13 protein-coding genes are annotated in these 14,778 nt (G+C 59.1%); 10 read left to right on the top strand and 3 right to left on the bottom strand.

Going from position 1 to position 14,778, the window contains the following annotated elements:
- Positions 1-7: 7 nt before the first annotated feature.
- The 5 genes from srlB (at position 8) to gutQ (ending at position 3,386) form a co-directional block, all read left to right on the top strand.
- The gene (gene srlB / locus EKN83_RS07825) at positions 8-370 is read left to right on the top strand and encodes a PTS glucitol/sorbitol transporter subunit IIA (RefSeq protein WP_024907705.1); all 363 of its coding nucleotides are present in this window, start codon (positions 8-10) and stop codon (positions 368-370) included.
- A gap of 14 nt (positions 371-384) precedes the next feature.
- Complete coding sequence (gene srlD, locus EKN83_RS07820) at positions 385-1,164, top strand: sorbitol-6-phosphate dehydrogenase (protein WP_047959322.1); 780 nt, start codon at positions 385-387, stop codon at positions 1,162-1,164.
- 67 nt (positions 1,165-1,231) lie between these two features.
- Positions 1,232-1,591, top strand: a complete 360-nt coding sequence (gene gutM, locus EKN83_RS07815; RefSeq protein WP_045286053.1) for a transcriptional regulator GutM — start codon at positions 1,232-1,234, stop codon at positions 1,589-1,591.
- A 63-nt stretch (positions 1,592-1,654) separates the two neighbouring features.
- A complete protein-coding gene (locus tag EKN83_RS07810; RefSeq protein ID WP_025757113.1) occupies positions 1,655-2,428 on the top strand; it encodes a DNA-binding transcriptional repressor in 774 nt (257 codons plus the stop codon).
- Positions 2,421-3,386, top strand: a complete 966-nt coding sequence (gene gutQ, locus EKN83_RS07805; RefSeq protein WP_126800630.1) for an arabinose-5-phosphate isomerase GutQ — start codon at positions 2,421-2,423, stop codon at positions 3,384-3,386. Before EKN83_RS07810 ends, gutQ begins: the two co-directional genes overlap by 8 nt.
- On the opposite strand, the gene norR is transcribed toward gutQ, so the two are convergent.
- Entirely contained in the window at positions 3,383-4,897 is a 1,515-nt protein-coding gene (gene norR / locus EKN83_RS07800) for a nitric oxide reductase transcriptional regulator NorR (protein ID WP_025757111.1), read from the bottom strand. The two genes, gutQ and norR, sit on opposite strands and share 4 nt — an antisense overlap.
- A 187-nt stretch (positions 4,898-5,084) precedes the next feature.
- Here norR and norV point away from each other — a divergent pair, with 187 nt between their 5' ends.
- The 5 genes from norV to EKN83_RS07780 all read left to right on the top strand — a co-directional run bounded on the left by norV (position 5,085) and on the right by EKN83_RS07780 (position 11,565).
- Positions 5,085-6,530 carry an anaerobic nitric oxide reductase flavorubredoxin gene (gene norV, locus EKN83_RS07795; RefSeq protein WP_025757110.1) on the top strand — a complete coding sequence of 482 codons (1,446 nt, stop codon included), beginning with the start codon at positions 5,085-5,087 and terminating at the stop codon, positions 6,528-6,530.
- On the top strand, positions 6,527-7,660 hold the full coding sequence (gene norW, locus EKN83_RS07790; RefSeq protein WP_088244343.1) for an NADH:flavorubredoxin reductase NorW: 1,134 nt from the start codon (positions 6,527-6,529) through the stop codon (positions 7,658-7,660). Before norV ends, norW begins: the two co-directional genes overlap by 4 nt.
- Positions 7,661-7,902: 242 nt before the next feature.
- Entirely contained in the window at positions 7,903-8,061 is a 159-nt protein-coding gene (locus tag EKN83_RS23330; RefSeq protein ID WP_164881264.1) for a hypothetical protein, read from the top strand.
- A 217-nt stretch (positions 8,062-8,278) separates the two neighbouring features.
- On the top strand, positions 8,279-9,769 hold the full coding sequence (gene nagE / locus EKN83_RS07785; protein WP_094918867.1) for an N-acetylglucosamine-specific PTS transporter subunit IIBC: 1,491 nt from the start codon (positions 8,279-8,281) through the stop codon (positions 9,767-9,769).
- A 131-nt stretch (positions 9,770-9,900) separates the two neighbouring features.
- On the top strand, positions 9,901-11,565 hold the full coding sequence (locus EKN83_RS07780; RefSeq protein ID WP_126800629.1) for an SgrR family transcriptional regulator: 1,665 nt from the start codon (positions 9,901-9,903) through the stop codon (positions 11,563-11,565).
- Here EKN83_RS07780 and EKN83_RS07775 read toward each other — a convergent pair.
- Together EKN83_RS07775 and hypF are read right to left on the bottom strand one after the other, a co-directional pair.
- Entirely contained in the window at positions 11,538-12,560 is a 1,023-nt protein-coding gene (locus EKN83_RS07775) for a HoxN/HupN/NixA family nickel/cobalt transporter (RefSeq protein WP_025757106.1), read from the bottom strand. The two genes, EKN83_RS07780 and EKN83_RS07775, sit on opposite strands and share 28 nt — an antisense overlap.
- 1 nt (position 12,561) lies before the next feature.
- Positions 12,562-14,778, bottom strand: coding sequence for a carbamoyltransferase HypF (gene hypF / locus EKN83_RS07770; protein WP_126800628.1), 2,217 nt, complete (start codon positions 14,776-14,778; stop codon positions 12,562-12,564).

The raw sequence follows: 14,778 nt of genomic DNA, 5'->3' as shown, positions 1-14,778 counted from the left end.
TTTTGCCATGACCGTGATTTACCAGACCACCATTACCCGCATCGGCCAGAGCGCAGCTGACGCATTAAGCGACCAGATGCTGATCACCTTCCGCGAAGGGGCGCCTGCGGATATCGAAGAGTTTTGTTTTATTCACTGCCACGGCGAGCTGAAGGGTGAGCTGAAGGCCGGAAGCCAGCTGGAGCTGGGCGAGGCGCGCTATGCCGTGACCGCCGTCGGCGACGTGGCTGAGCAAAACCTGCGCGAGCTGGGCCACATCACCCTGCGTTTTGATGGCCAGCCGCAGGCGGAGTATCCCGGCACGGTTCACGTCGATGGTCCGGTTCCGCAGGCTGTCACCCCAGGCTGCACGTTAAAATTTGTTGCGTAATTAAGGAGATAGACATGAGTCAGGTTGCCGTTGTCATTGGTGGGGGACAAACCTTAGGCGAGTTCCTCTGCCGTGGGCTTGCCGCAGAAGGTTACCGCGTGGCGGTAGTGGACATTCAGAGTGAGAAGGCTGCCCGCGTGGCGGATAGCATCAATACCGAGTTTGGCGAAGGAATGGCGTACGGCTTTGGTGCCGACGCCACCAGCGAGCAGAGCGTGATGGCGCTGGCCCGCGGCGTGGATGAGATTTTTGGTCGTACCGACCTGCTGGTCTACAGCGCGGGAATCGCAAAAGCCGCGTTTATCAGCGATTTCGAACTGGGGGATTTTGACCGCTCGCTGCAGGTGAACCTGGTGGGCTATTTCCTCTGCGCCCGCGAGTTTTCCCGTCTGATGATCCGCGACGGCATTCAGGGGCGCATCATTCAGATCAACTCAAAATCAGGGAAAGTGGGCAGCAAGCACAACTCCGGCTACAGCGCGGCGAAGTTTGGCGGCGTGGGGCTGACGCAGTCCCTGGCGCTGGATCTGGCCGAATACGGGATCACCGTTCACTCGCTGATGCTGGGCAACCTCCTTAAATCGCCGATGTTCCAGTCCCTGCTGCCGCAGTATGCCACCAAGCTTGGCATCAAAGAGGAAGAGGTGGAGCAGTATTACATCGATAAAGTGCCGCTGAAGCGCGGGTGCGACTATCAGGACGTGCTGAACATGCTGCTGTTTTACGCCAGCCCGAAAGCCTCGTACTGCACCGGGCAGTCGATTAACGTCACCGGCGGACAGGTGATGTTCTGATCGCGCGGGCGGAAGCCCTCGCCCTAACCCTCTCCCCCCGGGAGAGGGAATACAACAAGGAGCCGATATGGTCACCGCACTCATTACCGTCGCCGCCCTCGCCTGGATCTGCCAGATGGCGTTTGGCGGCTGGCAAATCCACCAGTTTAACCGCGCGTTTGACGCCCTGTGCCAGAAAGGTCGCGTGGGCGTCGGGCGGTCCGGCGGACGTTTCAAACCGCGGGTCGTCGTCGCGGTTGCGCTGGATGAAAACAATAACGTCTGCGATTCCCTGATCATGCGCGGGATGACCGTCTTCGCGCGGCCGGTGAAAATCCAGGCAATCAACGGCATTTCGTTGCAGGAATTGCGGCCTGATGTGATCTTTCCCCATGATCCACTCTGTCAGAATGCACTATCATTAGCGCTTAATCTGAAACATGGATAATTTCGTTGTGAAAGCTATAGCCTTGCGAAATTATCATTTCGCAACCTAAGGAACGAAGCGCCTATGAAACCTCGTCAGCGGCAGGCGGCCATTCTCGAGTATCTGCAAAAGCAGGGAAAATGCTCGGTAGACGATCTGGCCCACTACTTTGACACTACCGGCACGACAATACGCAAAGACCTGGTATTGCTCGAAAATTCTGGCGCCGTCATCCGAACCTACGGCGGCGTGGTGCTCAACAAAGACGAAGCGGACCCGCCCATCGATCACAAAACGCTGATCAACACCCACCAGAAGGCGCAGATTGCCGAAGCGGCGGTAAAATTTATCCACGATGGCGACTCTATTATTCTGGATGCAGGCAGCACCGTACTGCAGATGATCCCCCTGCTCAGCCGCTTTAATAACATCACCGTGATGACTAACAGTCTGCACATCGTTAACGCCCTGTCAGAGTTTGACAGCGAGCAGACCATCCTGATGCCCGGCGGCACCTTCCGTAAGAAATCCGCGTCGTTTCACGGGCAGCTGGCCGAGAACGCCTTCGACCACTTCAGCTTCGATAAACTGTTTATGGGGACCGACGGCATCGACCTGAACGCGGGCGTCACCACCTTCAACGAGGTGTTCAACGTCAGCAAAGCGATGTGCAACGCCGCGCGGGAAGTGATTTTAATGGCGGACTCGTCGAAGTTTGGCCGTAAAAGCCCCAATATTGTGTGCAGCCTGGAAAGCGTCGACAAACTGATTACCGACGCAGGTATCGACCCGGCGTTCAAAAAAGCGCTGGAAGAGAAAGGCATCGACGTGATCGTAACCGGAGAAAAAGATGAGTGATTTTCTGTTAAACGCAGGCCGCCAGACCCTGATGCTGGAACTGCAGGAAGCCAGCCGCCTGCCGGAGCGTCTGGGCGAGGAGTTTGTGCGCGCGGCCAACACCATTATCCAGTGCGAAGGAAAGGTGATTGTCTCCGGGATCGGTAAATCCGGCCATATCGGCAAGAAAATTGCCGCGACCCTGGCCAGCACCGGGACACCGGCGTTCTTCGTGCATCCGGCAGAAGCGCTGCACGGCGATCTGGGGATGATCGAAAGCCGCGACGTGATGCTGTTTATCTCCTACTCCGGTTCAGCCAAAGAGCTGGATCTCATCATTCCGCGCCTGCAGGAAAAGGCGGTCGCGCTGCTGGCGATGACCGGAAAACCCCGCTCGCCACTGGCGCTGGCCGCCAAAGCGACGCTGGATATTTCCGTGGAGCGCGAAGCCTGTCCGATGCACCTCGCCCCCACCTCCAGCACCGTTAACACGCTGATGATGGGCGACGCGCTGGCGATGGCGGTAATGCAGGCGCGCGGCTTTAACGAAGAAGATTTTGCCCGTTCGCATCCGGCGGGCGCGCTCGGCGCACGACTGCTCAATAAAGTGCACCATCTGATGCGCACCGACGATGCCATTCCGCAGGTCAAGCTCGATACCAGCGTCATGGACGCGATGCTGGAACTCAGCCGCACCGGCCTGGGCCTGGTGGCGGTGTGTGACAACGAGGGCTTTGTGAAGGGCGTCTTTACCGACGGCGACCTTAGGCGCTGGCTGGTGGGTGGTGGCAAGCTGGAATCGCAGGTGTCAGAAGCGATGACCCAGGGCGGGCTAACGCTGAACGCTGAGAGCCGCGCTATTGAGGCCAAAGAGAGCCTGATGAAACGCAAAATCACCGCTGCGCCGGTGGTGGATGACGCCGGCAAATTGTGTGGCGCCATCAACCTGCAGGATTTCTACCAGGCCGGGATTATCTAACGCTTTAGTCCGAGGCGCTTCGCCAGCCGGTGCAGGTTGGCGACATCCATCTCCAGCGCCCGCGCGCACGCTGCCCAGTTGCGGTTGTTCTGCTCCAGCGCGCGGGTAATCATCTGGCGCTGGAACGCTTCCGTCGCCTCGCGCAGGTTCTCATTTACACTCTCTGGCACACGCTGCGCCACCGTCTGTATGGCATCATCCTGCAGGGCAAAATGACGCGCGTGGATCACTACCTCATCACCCAAACGCGCCGCCCGCGCCAGTACCACCGCGCGGTGGATCGCATGCTCCAGTTCGCGCACGTTGCCTGGCCAGCTGTAGCTCAGCAGATGCGCTCTCGCCCCCGGGCTTAACACCACGCGGGAAAGCCCCATCCTGAGACGGCACTGCTCGCAGAAAAAGCCCGCCAGCAGCAGCACGTCGTCCCCGCGTTCGCGCAGCGGCGGCACGGTAAGCGGAAAGACGCTCAGGCGATGATAAAGATCGGCGCGGAACTGTCCGGCCAGCACCGCTTCACGCAGGTCGCGGTTGGTCGCCGCCAGCACGCGCACGTCCACTCTTAAGCTGCGGTCATCCCCCACGCGCTGGATATCGCCGTACTGCAACACGCGCAGGAGTTTGGCCTGGAGTGACAAGGATAATTCGCCAATCTCATCCAGAAACAGCGTGCCGTTATCGGCCATCTCAAACTTGCCGCTACGGTTGCTGATGGCCCCGGTAAACGCCCCTTTGACGTGACCGAACAGCTCGCTTTCCGCCACGCTCTCCGGCAGCGCGGCGCAGTTAAGGTACACCAGCGGGTTCACTGCGCGCGGCGAGGATTCGTGAATGGACTTCGCCACCAGTTCTTTCCCGGTGCCGGTTTCACCGAAGATCAGCACGTTCAAATCGGAGGCGGCGACAATCTCAATCTCTTTTTTGAGCTGCGCCATGCCCGGCGAGAGGCCAATCATCTCCGTGTGCGCCACCTGCTCAAACGCCGCCGGGCTGCCGGGAAGAATATTCTGGCTCTCCAGCTGTTCAATCAGCAGGGCGTTGTTCAGCGCCCCGGCGGCCAGCGCGGCAATCAGGCGCAGCTCTTCGTCGCTGAAGGTGTCGAACTGGTCCGGCGACATGCCGTCGAGCGTCAGTGCCCCAATCAGGTTTTGCCCGGCAAACAGCGGCAGGCCGATGCAGGCGTGCACCTTCAGGCTCTCCTGGCCCGGAATAAGCCCGTCGTACGGGTCGGGCAAATCGCTGTCCGCCGGGAAACGCACCACGTCCCCCGCCCGGGCGATGGTCTCCAGCCGCGGATGACCTTCAAGGGTAAAACGCCGCCCGAGAACGTCCCTGGACAGCCCGTCGATAGCCAGCGGAATAAACTGCCGCCCCTCGTAGCGGAGCAGCGCCGAGGCATCGCACGCCAGCACGTGGCGCAGCGTGGAGATCAGCCGCTGAAAGCGGTCCTGATGGCCGATACCGGTTTGCAGTTCAATGGCGATCTTCGCCAGCACGTCTACGGAAAAGCTCATGTCTGCCTCGCTGTCATTTTGACAATACACATTGTCATATTGACTGCAATATGAATAGTCATAATGACTACCAATTAAGAGTCATAAAAATAATAATCTAGTAAAATCAATAAAATAAAATTTGGCACGCAACTTGATATAAGCAAACCATCTTATTTGAAAAACGCGATTTTACGCTGAGGTTGCTATGTCTATTCTGGTTAAAAATAACATTCATTGGGTTGGTCAACGTGACTGGGAAGTACGCGACTTCCACGGGACGGAGTACAAAACGCTGCGCGGCAGCAGCTACAACAGCTATCTCATCCGGGAAGGTAAAAACGTGCTGATCGATACCGTCGATCACAAATTCAGCCGCGAGTTCGTGCAGAACCTGCGCAGCGAAATCGATCTCGACGCCATCGACTACATCATCATCAACCACGCGGAAGAGGACCACGCCGGCGCGCTGACCGAGCTGATGTCTTACATTCCGAACACGCCGATCTACAGCACCACCAACGCCATCGACTCGATCAACGGTCACCACCACCATCCGGAGTGGAATTTCCACACCGTGAAAACCGGTGACACCCTGGATATCGGCAACGGCAAACAGCTGATCTTCGTGGAAACCCCGATGCTGCACTGGCCGGACAGCATGATGACCTACATGACCGGCGACGCGGTGCTGTTCAGCAACGACGCCTTCGGCCAGCACTACTGCGACGAGCGCCTGTTCAACGACGAAGTGGATCAGACCGAACTGTTCGAACAGTGCCAGCGCTACTACGCCAACATCCTGACCCCGTTCAGCCGTCTGGTCACGCCAAAAATCACCGAGATCCTCGGCTTTAACCTGCCGGTGGATATGATTGCCACTTCCCACGGCGTGGTGTGGCGTGAAAACCCAACCCAGATTGTCGAGCTGTACCTGAAATGGGCGGCGGATTATCAGGAAGACCGCATTACGATTTTCTACGACACCATGTCCAACAACACCCGCATGATGGCGGACGCCATTGCCCAGGGCATCAACGAAGTGGATCCGAACGTGGCGGTGAAGATCTTCAACGTGGCGCGCAGCGATAAAAACGAAATCCTCACCAACGTCTTCCGCTCTAAAGGCGTGCTGGTGGGTACCTCCACCATGAACAACGTGATGATGCCGAAAATTGCCGGTCTGGTAGAAGAGATGACCGGCCTGCGCTTCCGTAACAAACGCGCCAGCGCCTTTGGCTCTCACGGCTGGAGCGGCGGCGCGGTAGACCGTCTCTCCACCCGCTTACAGGATGCGGGCTTTGAGATGTCCATGAGCCTGAAGGCCAAGTGGCGCCCGGATATCGACGCCCTGGAAATCTGCCGTCAGCACGGCCGCGATATTGCCCGTCAGTGGGCGCTTGCACCGCTTCCGGAAGCCGCACCTACCGCAGCTCCAGCGCCTGAAGCGACCGCCTGTGGTTCTGCCGCCGCCGATCTCGGCCCACGCATGCAGTGCAGCGTCTGCCAGTGGATCTACGACCCAGAGCTGGGCGAGCCGCTGCAGGACGTTGCGCCAGGCACGCCGTGGAGTGACGTGCCGGACAACTTCCTCTGCCCGGAATGTTCCCTCGGTAAAGACGTCTTTGATGAACTGGGTACGGAGGCAAAATGAATAACGGCATCGTCATCATCGGCTCGGGCTTTGCCGCCCGCCAGCTGGTGAAAAATATCCGCAAACAGGATGCTAACGTACCGCTGACGGTGATTGCCGCCGACAGCATGGACGAGTACAACAAACCTGATTTAAGCCACGTCGTCAGTCAGAATCAGCGCGCCGAAGATCTCACCCGCCAGACGGCGGGGGAGTTCGCGGAACAGTTTAACCTGCGTCTGTTTCCGTACACCTGGGTCACCGATATCGACGCCACCGCGCACGTGGTGAAAGCGAAGGAGAAAACCTGGCAGTACGACAAGCTGGTGCTGGCCACGGGAGCCTCTGCGTTCGTGCCGCCGGTTGAAGGCCGCGAGCTGATGATAACGCTCAACAGCCAGCAGGAGTATCAGGCCAGCGAAACCCTGCTGCGCGATGCAGAGCGTGTAATGATTGTCGGCGGCGGGCTGATCGGCACCGAGCTGGCGATGGATTTCTGCCGGGCAGGCAAGGCCGTTACCCTGGTTGACCACACAGCGAGCATTCTGTCGGCACTAATGCCCGCAGAGGTTAGCAGCCGCCTGCAGCATCGTTTGACCGACATGGGCGTCCATCTGCTGCTCAAATCGCAGCTGCAGGGCCTCACTAAAACCGAAGGCGTCATTCGCGCATCGCTTGACCACGGCCGCAGCGTTGAGGTGGATGTCGTGGTTGCCGCGACGGGACTGCGCCCGGAAACCGCGCTGGCTCACCGTGCTGGCGCAGAAACACACCGCGGCGTGAAGGTCGATAGTTATCTGCAAACCACGCAACCCGATATTTACGCGTTGGGGGACTGTGCTGAGATTAACGGTCAGGTGATGCCTTTTTTACAGCCAATTCAGTTAAGTGCGATGTATCTGGCGAAAAATCTGCTCGGCGGCAGCGCGCCGCTGAAATTACCCGCCATGCTGGTCAAGGTTAAAACACCGGAATTACCGCTGCACCTGGCCGGTGAAACGCAGCGTCAGGATCTGAACTGGCAAATCACCCTCGAATCGCAGGGCATGGTCGCGCGAGGCGCGGATCTCGAGGGTCAAATGCGCGCCTTTGTCGTCAGTGAAGACCGGATGAAGGAGGCTTTCGCTCTGCTGAAATCGCTGCCCGCTTAATCCGTAGTCTCCTGCCACACTGACTTAACCTTTGGATTTTATTGTCCACCGCCCCGATGTCCCGGGGCTTTTTTTGCGCATTTTATTCACGAAATAAATACATATTAGATAAATCATCATTTTTAATCCCTTATTGATTACATCCATAATTTTTAAATGCGGAACACCTGAAAAACATCAACCTGTTTTATTCCCTGATTCCGGCTTAGTCTGATTATTAATTACTCAGCCGGAGACCTCCCATGGCGACTTTCACTAAAGAACTACACTATCTTTCAACCTATTTTAAGCAGGTTAAAAAATCAGAGCATATATTGTTTCGCTGGCTCTACCTGAGCCCGGAGGCGCGCATTGAGCGTCTGCGCGAACTGATGATGCCCGTGAGCGCCCCTAAAAAATGAGTGCGCCCAAAGCTTACAGGCCGGGTATGCCCAGCGCAACCCGGCAAAAAGCGGAACAAATAATTCAATTCATCATTGTTTATTTAAATATAAATTAGCTGAACAAATATAATTAAATTAATTTATGCTGCATCACAATTTCATCCATCCTGCTTTCGCATTAAAATAAAAACTGTTATTTTTCGATGTGAATTAAGTTTTACTGGAACCCACTCTCATGAATGCATTTAGTTATTTGCAGCGTCTGGGTAAAGCCCTGATGTTGCCCATCGCCACGCTACCAGTGGCGGCGATCTTATTACGTCTCGGTCAGCCCGATGTTTTTAATATTCCCTTTATTGCCAGTGCGGGGGGCGGTATTTTCGACAGCTTACCGCTACTTTTTGCCCTTGGCATCGCCATTGGTCTGGCTAAAGACAACGCGGGCGCGGCCGCCCTTGCCGGTGCCGTCGGCTTCCTGGTGCTGACCAAAGCCACGGCGGTCATTAACGCATCCATTAACATGTCCTTCTTCGCAGGGATTATTGCTGGCGTGGTCGCAGGCCACTGCTATAACCGCTTCTCGAATACCAAACTGCCGGACTTCCTCGCCTTCTTTGCGGGCAAGCGGCTGGTCCCGATCGTGACCGGGCTTATCTGCCTGTTCATCGCCTGGGTGTGCGGCTACGTCTGGCCTTCCGTGCAGCACGGGATTGATACCTTCAGCCTGCTCGTTTCCCGCAGCGGCGAACCGGGCTGGTTTATCTATGGGGTGCTCAACCGCGCGTTGATTCCGTTTGGCCTGCACTACATTCTGCACTCCGTCTTCTGGTTTAGCCTCGGCGACTGTCTGAAGGTCACCTATGACGCCGCGAGTGCGGTACATAACATCTGCCTCGCACCGGATGTGGTGAAAGGTCTGGTGGTCGGCGGTGCCGTACCAGGCATCGAGGGGTCCTCTGTCACCCAGATTGCCACCGACCTGACCCGTGGCGACCTTAACCGCTTCTTCGCAGGTGACCCGCATGCCGGCGTTTACATGGCCTGGGCATACCCGATCTTTATGGGCGGTCTGCCGGGTGCTGCGCTGGCGATGTATTTTGCCGCGCCGAAAGCCCGCCGTTCAGCCGTAGGCGGGATGCTGCTCTCTGTAGCGCTGACGGCTTTCCTGACCGGCATCACCGAACCGATTGAGTTCTCCTTCCTGTTCCTCGCACCGGCCCTGTATGCCCTGCATGCAGTCCTTGCGGGTGTCAGCATGGTGATCGCCAACAGCCTCGGCGTGCTGCACGGCTTTGGTTTCTCAGCCGGGTTGATCGACTTTGTGCTTAACTGGGGACTTGCCACGAAGCCGTGGATCTTAATCCCGCTGATTGTGCTGTTCTTCGCGATCTATTTTGTCGTGTTCACCTTCGCGATCCGCGTCTTTAAGCTGAAAACGCCGGGACGCGAGGAGGAGGACACCATCACGGGTGGGTCTGACGATCAAAGCGAGGCCATTGCCCGGTACATTGTGGCGTTGGGTGGTAAAGAAAACCTGAAGAGTGTCGACGCCTGCATTACCCGCTTACGCCTGACGCTGGTGGATAACAGCGTGCTGGATGAACCGGCGCTGAAAGCGCTGGGTGCCAAAGGTATTCTGAAAATGGGTACTCAGAATGCGCAGGTCATACTCGGCCCTCAGGCTGAAAGCATTGCCCTGAAGATTCGGGCACAGACAGAAGCCTGACGCTGAGCGTTCCTGTTCCCTCTCCACACAGGAGAGGGAATAAAACCGGAACACTTCATCTATCCAGACCTTATTTATTCCGCAAAACACCCTACACTCTCAACATCCCTTATCGTCACCGGAATGTCGCTATGCGCCAGCTTCAGAAAATCCGTCAGTATCAACGGCTTTATCAGCATTACGGTGCTGCGCCAAAGCCGACCACCATCGCGGAAGTGGCGGAGGTGGCAGTGTGCAGCGAACGCCACGCGCGCACCCTGCTGCGCCAGCTGGCGCAGAGCGGCTGGCTAAGCTGGAACGCCCAGCCGGGACGCGGGCATCGGGCCATCCTGCATTGCCTGGCGACCACCAGCGAACTGAGCGCGCCACTGATGCACGCCTGTCTGGAGAAAGGGGATTACCAGAGCGCGCTGCAGCTGGCAGACGGTGATCCGGCCAGCCTGCATCACATCATCACCCCGTTTTTAGGCGGCAAATGGTTAAAACATCAGCCGACGCTGCGCATACCCTGGTACCGCGCCCTCACGTCGCTTGATCCGTCTCTTCAGCGCCGCCGTGCCGAACAGCATATTATCTGCGCGGTTCACGCGGGGCTGACGCGCTACGCGCCCGGCCACACGCAGCCGGTAGCGGATTTAGCCCACCACTGGGAAATTGATGATGACAAACTGCGCTGGCGCTTCTACCTGCGCAGCGGCGCGCACTGGCATAACGGGCAGGCCATCAGTGATGAAGATATTCTCAGCGCGCTGCACCAGCTGCTGGCCGACCCGGCCCGCAGCGCAGGGCTCGCGCACGTTACTCAGGTATCGCTTGTCGCCCCCTGGTGTCTGGAGATCGCACTCACCGCACCCGATGCCATGCTGGCCCATCGTCTGGCGCATCACGCCTGTCGCCTGCCGCATCCGCAACAGCCGGGTATTGGCGCAGGTCCCTTTGCTATCGCCCATCATCACTCTCACTACCTGCGCCTTGAGCGCCAGCCGTGGTACTTTGCGGCGCACCCGCTGCTGCATGCGATCGAGTTCTGGCGAACCCGCAGCGAGACGGAAAAAACCGCCTGGATCACCGTAGGGAAAGGCGAAAACGCCCGGGAGTCTGTCACCTCCATCAGCAGTGGTTTTGCCTGGCTGATGCTCAACGTCGGGTTGCCGCAGCCGCTGGCGGCCTGGCTGCGTCAGGAAATTCAGCAGATTAATCAGCAGAACATCCACCGGGATGATGTCGACACCCGCACGGAAATTCTTCCCGGCATCACGACCCCCGTATTTCCGGAAGCGTCCGGGGTGGCGCTTCCCGCCACCCTGTCGCTGGTTTGCTATCACACGCCTGAGCTGTGCGAGCTTGCCAGCATGCTGCAAACACGCCTGAAAAAGCGCGGCTGCGAGCTGATCATCCACAGGAAAGATCGTGAGGCGTGGCATGTCCCCGACGCGCTGACGCAGGCGGATATCTTACTGGGGGATTATCTGGCGGGGGAATTGCCGGTCTTTGCGCTGGCAGAGTGGTTTACTGAAGAGCCTGCCTGGGCCACCGCCCTGGGGCAGGGTCCGTGGCAAAAAGCGAAGCAGACCCTGATGCGCTATTGCGAAAGCGAGGAGAGCCTGCAAACAGCGCTGCCGTCTTTCTTCCAGTCCTTACTTGAACGCGGCGCCTGCACGCCGCTGTTCCACTACCGCTATCGTCTTAATACCCTGGAAAACGTGCAGGACATTGTGCTGACCGCCAGCGGCTGGCTCGATTTTACCCGCGCCTGGCTGCCGCCAGCTCAGGAACGTACCACCAGCGCGTCGTAGCCGCGCCAGCGGTAGTTGACCATCGAGATCAGCCAGCAGGCGACAAACAGCCCGACGACCACAAACCCGGCGTTGCCCAGGTTGTCGTTCACCGCGCCAATCACATCCCAGACGCCGCCGCTGAGGCCGAATTTGTCCATCAGCAGACCCAGCGCTTCCAGCCCGCCGATAAACAGCGCCACCACCACGGAGGTACCGGTGATGGTCATGTTGTAGTAAAGCTTGCGCTGTGGCTTGTTAAACGCCCAGCCGTAGGCCCCCACCATCAGCAAATTGTCGAGAGTATCCACCAGCGCCATGCCGCTGGCGAAGAGCGCCGGGAAGACCATGATGGACCACACCGACATGCCGTTTGAGGCGCTGGCGGCAGAGATACCCAGCACGCCAATCTCGGTGGCGGTATCAAACCCCAGGCCAAACAGAAAACCGACCAGGTACATCTGCCAGCTCTTGTTGACCAGGCGGAACGTCGCGCCGAACAGCCAGTTCATCACCCCGCCCTGCGCCGGAAGGGCAATCTCCCCCTGCACGGGCTGGCCGTTTTTCAGCGCCTGGAAACTGCGCCACACGCCGCGCAGGATCACCATATTCACCAGCGCCATTGCCAGCAGGAAGGTCGCCGACACCGCCGTGCCAATCAGGCTGCCGGTCTCGTGAAACCACGCCATATTCTTCTGAAACGCCGTGGCGGTCGCGGCAATGGCAATGGAGGCCAGCACCACAATGGTAGAGTGCCCCAGCGAGAACCAGGCCCCGACGCCGGACGGGCGTTTTCCCTGCTGCATCATCTTACGCGTCACGGTATCAATGGCCGCAATGTGGTCGGCATCCACCGCATGACGCAGTCCGTAGCACCAGGCCAGCAGGCTTGCCGCCATCAGCGCCGTGCTGTCGCTGAAGGTGTGCCATGCCCATCCCCAGGCCAGCAGGTTTGCCATTACCAGAGCCAGCAGCAGAAGCGCGGCGCGAGGTTCATTGCGTAAGAGTCGTAACATTTTAAATCCTTTGTGAACATGACCGGGCAGCGGCGACCACCGCCTGCCCGAAGGAGATCGCTCCGTCACCTGCGGGCAGGCGCGAAGGAAAAAGAAGCGTAAAGTCAGAAAGATAATGACGCAGACGCGCGCGCAGCAGACGGTTATGCAACACGCCGCCGCTGAAACACACCGTGGTCAGCGACAAGCGCCGGGCATGGAACGCGGCGAGCTCTGCCAGTCCTTTTGCCAGCGCGTCGTGAAACGCCCAGGCGCGCGCGCTGGGTTCCGCTTGCCACGCCAGCCATTGCTGCCAGAACAGGGAGAGATTACCCACCGACAGCGTGACCGGATGCACAGCGCCTTCGCACTGCGACGCCAGGGCTTCGAGCCGACAGGCGGCTTCCCCTTCCCAGGATTGGGTTTCGATACCCAGTGCGCAGGCGATAGCGTCAAACAGGCGACCGCACGACGACGCCTGCGGCGCATTGATGCCACGCTGGATAGCCTTCGCCAGCAGCGGCCAGTTCTGGCGTTGTACCGCACGCGTTTCCGGGTAATGCTGCCAGTCAGGGACAAACGCCAGACAGTGGGCGAGGAGATTTCGCCACGGCTGCCGGGCCGCGAGATCGCCACCCGGTAGCGCCACGGCCGGCAGCCCCCCCAGACGTTCGCAGGTAAGATAGTTCACCCGCAGGCACTCTCCGCCCCACAGCTCACCGTTTTCACCCATGCCGATCCCGTCCAGCGTCAGGGCGATAGCGTCTCCGCCAACGAGCGGCCAGCCGTTTTCGGCCAGGCACGCCGCTGCGTGGGCGTGATGGTGATGCACATTTTCAAGAGGCAATGCCTGCGCTTGCGCCCACTGGCGAGCACGGTATCCCGGATGGGCATCGCACACGACGCGCTCCGGCTGAAAGGCGTAAATGCCCTGCATCACCGACAGCGCTGAACGCCATTGCGCTTCCACACCGTCGTCACTGAGATCGCCAAAATGCTGGCTCAGCACCGCCTGGTTTCCGCGCACCAGACAGAAGGTGTTTTTCATATCCGCCCCGGTGCATATCATGGCGGGAATATTTTCGAACCCGGCAGGTAACGTGATGGCATCGGGCACAAAACCACGCGCGCGGCGCAGCATCACACCGTCCCGATCCATCACTGAATCGTCCATCCGTTGCAGGATGTCACGGTTATGCAGCAGGAAGCCGTCCGCGATGTCGCTGAGCTCATCCAGTGCCTGCTGGTTGGTGAGGGCAGGCGGTCTGCCGCTGAGATTGCCGGAGGTCATCACCAGCGGGCGCTGGCAGTCCATCATCAGAAGATGCTGCAGCGGGTTCGCAGGAAGCATGATGCCCACGGTGTCCAGACCCGGCGCGATACCTTCCGGGAAAGCGGGCAGCCATGCTGTTGGCGTGAGCACGATGGGTGCGGCGGGTGAACATAACAACGTCTGAACCGGCTCAGGTAACCCATCCGCGTTCGGGATCATCACTGCCAGCGGTTTTGCTGGCCGCTGTTTGCGTGCCCGCAGCCTCGCCACCGCCCGCGGGTTGAGTGCATCACAGGCGAGGTGAAAGCCCCCCAGACCTTTGATGGCGACAATACCGCCGCTTTTCAGCATCTGCACCGCCGCGCGCAGCGCAGCCTCGCGGACAGCAGTAACGTCCCCTGCCCGCCACTCAAGCGCGGGACCACAGTCCGGGCAGGCGATCGGCTGGGCGTGAAAACGTCGGTCCGCGGGATGGCGATACTCCGCCTCACACAGCGGGCAGAGCGGGAATGGCGCCATTGCCGTGGCCGGACGGTCATAGGGCATGGCGCGAATAATGGTGAAACGCGGGCCACAGTGGGTACAGTTGATAAACGGGTAGCGGTAACGGCGCTCGTGCGGATCGTTCATCTCCGCCAGACAGGCGGGACACGTGGCAGCATCCGGTACAATCTGGGTGTCCATCGTCCCACCCGCGCTTTGGCGGATGGTGAACGCCTCCGGCACATGCGTCCAGGTGAAAGGCTGCGTGTCGATACTGTCGATGCGTGCCAGCGGCGGGCAGTCCTGGCGCAGCCTCGCGGTGAAATGCCCCCCATTACCCGCGAGGCGCACCAGCACGCCCTCTCCGTCGTTGCAGACATCGCCGGTCAACTGCAGCGCCTGCGCAAGCTGCCAGACGAAGGGACGGAACCCCACGCCCTGCACCTTGCCACGCACCCGCAGCTGGATGCCGTTAACGCTCAT

It is taken from the genome of Enterobacter sp. WCHEn090032 (genome assembly GCF_003986875.1).
GTDB classification, from domain to species: domain Bacteria; phylum Pseudomonadota; class Gammaproteobacteria; order Enterobacterales; family Enterobacteriaceae; genus Enterobacter; species Enterobacter sichuanensis.
The sequence above is the reverse complement of the archived record's forward strand: the minus strand, read 5'-3'. Positions and strand labels throughout refer to the sequence as shown.

What these genes read in the sequence shown, in the direction of transcription:
- srlB (WP_024907705.1), top strand. Translation starts at nt 8, where the DNA reads ATGACCGTGATTTACCAGACCACCATTACCCGCATCGGCCAGAGCGCA.
- srlD (WP_047959322.1), top strand. Translation starts at nt 385, where the DNA reads ATGAGTCAGGTTGCCGTTGTCATTGGTGGGGGACAAACCTTAGGCGAG.
- gutM (WP_045286053.1), top strand. Translation starts at nt 1,232, where the DNA reads ATGGTCACCGCACTCATTACCGTCGCCGCCCTCGCCTGGATCTGCCAG.
- EKN83_RS07810 (WP_025757113.1), top strand. Translation starts at nt 1,655, where the DNA reads ATGAAACCTCGTCAGCGGCAGGCGGCCATTCTCGAGTATCTGCAAAAG.
- gutQ (WP_126800630.1), top strand. Translation starts at nt 2,421, where the DNA reads ATGAGTGATTTTCTGTTAAACGCAGGCCGCCAGACCCTGATGCTGGAA.
- norR (WP_025757111.1), bottom strand. Translation starts at nt 4,897, where the DNA reads ATGAGCTTTTCCGTAGACGTGCTGGCGAAGATCGCCATTGAACTGCAA.
- norV (WP_025757110.1), top strand. Translation starts at nt 5,085, where the DNA reads ATGTCTATTCTGGTTAAAAATAACATTCATTGGGTTGGTCAACGTGAC.
- norW (WP_088244343.1), top strand. Translation starts at nt 6,527, where the DNA reads ATGAATAACGGCATCGTCATCATCGGCTCGGGCTTTGCCGCCCGCCAG.
- EKN83_RS23330 (WP_164881264.1), top strand. Translation starts at nt 7,903, where the DNA reads ATGGCGACTTTCACTAAAGAACTACACTATCTTTCAACCTATTTTAAG.
- nagE (WP_094918867.1), top strand. Translation starts at nt 8,279, where the DNA reads ATGAATGCATTTAGTTATTTGCAGCGTCTGGGTAAAGCCCTGATGTTG.
- EKN83_RS07780 (WP_126800629.1), top strand. Translation starts at nt 9,901, where the DNA reads ATGCGCCAGCTTCAGAAAATCCGTCAGTATCAACGGCTTTATCAGCAT.
- EKN83_RS07775 (WP_025757106.1), bottom strand. Translation starts at nt 12,560, where the DNA reads ATGTTACGACTCTTACGCAATGAACCTCGCGCCGCGCTTCTGCTGCTG.
- hypF (WP_126800628.1), bottom strand. Translation starts at nt 14,778, where the DNA reads ATGAGCGTTAACGGCATCCAGCTGCGGGTGCGTGGCAAGGTGCAGGGC.